General features: G+C 56.2%; 1 protein-coding gene. It reads right to left on the bottom strand.

Translation table 11 applies throughout. The annotated features are described in order from the left end of the window. Positions 1 to 128: 128 nt before the first annotated feature. A partial coding sequence (locus tag OH663_RS25930; RefSeq protein WP_263525942.1) for a ClpP-like prohead protease/major capsid protein fusion protein occupies positions 129 to 1,654 on the bottom strand: 1,526 nt, incomplete at its 5' end.

The raw sequence follows: 1,654 nt of genomic DNA, 5'->3' as shown, positions 1-1,654 counted from the left end.
ACACCCGCATTGTGATAATCCAGTGTGGTACCGTCCTGCTGATAGTTATTCGCCATGTTTTTTCTCCATAAAAGGAAAAGGCGACCAGCGCCGCCTTCAGGGATAAAAAAACCGCCAGGCGGCGGTCGTTATTTTTTGGTGACTTTAACCAGCCCGCGCCAGTCAAGCGGGGCCACACCCGCATCAATGCGCACCTTGAATGCGGCACCGTCCACAGTAAAGCCCTGCTGCTGTTCCAGATATGGCGTGTCGATACCGTCCAGATAGGCCACTTCAATGGTGTCGCGCCCCTGCGCAGCAGTCAGGTAAAAATCCGTCGGGCTGCTGTCATCCAGGCGGGCCTCAGAAGCCACTGTCACAAAGTTCTGGATCGGGTTAACGATCCCGCTGTTCGCGTCTGCGCCCGGTACGCTGGCGGACTTAATCAGCTGGTTTGCCCGTGACTCAATTGCCACTGGCGTCAGCATGTAGGCCGGACGAATATTCAGACGACGATCGCCGGATTTTTGCAGCAGCATTGCCTTACGTGCAGTATCCAGCCCTTCAATACTCAGATCGGCTGCAACAAGGTTGCCATGGTCGGCGTGGAACAACGGCTTACCGTCCGACATTTTCGGGTTGCTGGTCAGTACAGCCCAGACCAGATCGCCTACAGTAGCTCGCGCAGCAAGCCCCATTGCCTGCGGGATACGCGTCAGCATATCCAGGTCGTCGTTGATGATAGTCTGGCGGTCAATGCTGAAAAGCTCACCATAGGTGGCCAGTGCAATCGGCTCACCGCGATCTTTAATGGTGACATATTTATATTCCGCCCCGGCGCGAACCTTACGCAGCGATGCCAGTGATTCCAGGCCAACGCGGTGTGCGGTTTTGAAATCGGTCAGTGTGCCTTTACGGGTCCACTGTTCGAATGTTTCGCTGGCCTCATCCCAGCCAAGCAATGCCGCCTTATGCGCCACATCCATCAGGATATTGCCGAAATCGCTGCTGCTGTGGGTGAACGCCAGCCCAACCATCGCCTGTGCGGTACCGACACCAGAAATACCGATACCACGATCCACCAGCGAGGCGCGGGCCAGTTCGCGCAGGGTATACCCGTTGTAGGCGTTATCTTTTTCCGCCTGCGCATAACCCGCACGCTTCATCACCGCCGCACGAATGGAATCACCAACAATATTCCCGTTACCCGCATGGATGTGAACTGCACCCGGACCGGCACTCGGAGTAGTCCCTGCCGCCAGCGCATTGAGCAATTTGGTGCGGGCCTGTTCCGCTGAGCAGGAAATATCCGTGATGCATTCTGCTTTCAGCGAGCCGAAAGCAGGAAACGCATCAAACACAGCGGAAACTGCGCTTACTCGTTCAGTATTCGCCGCCTGCATCTGCTGCTGGAGCTGGGCGGCCAGCGCGGTAATGTCGATATTTCCTGCCAGCGGTTGCTGGGCTGGTTGTGGTGCAGGTGAGTTATTTACGGCCTGCGGAGCCGGGTTTTGTGCGGGCTGCGGCTGACTTACAGGGGCTTCGGCGCGCGGCCCAAAAAGGTTGTTAATCTGTTCTGGCATATTCTGGTAATCCTTCAGTTTATTTTGATTCACACAGGCCGCGGCCTGCAGTTCTGGTTCAAGCGTGTCAGCGAAACCTTTTTCCACCGCCT

This window comes from Citrobacter sp. Marseille-Q5395 (assembly GCF_947057495.1).
In the GTDB taxonomy this organism is placed as follows: Bacteria; Pseudomonadota; Gammaproteobacteria; order Enterobacterales; family Enterobacteriaceae; genus Citrobacter; species Citrobacter murliniae.
Note: the sequence above shows the minus strand (reverse complement) of the source record. Positions and strands in the feature narration are given on the sequence as shown.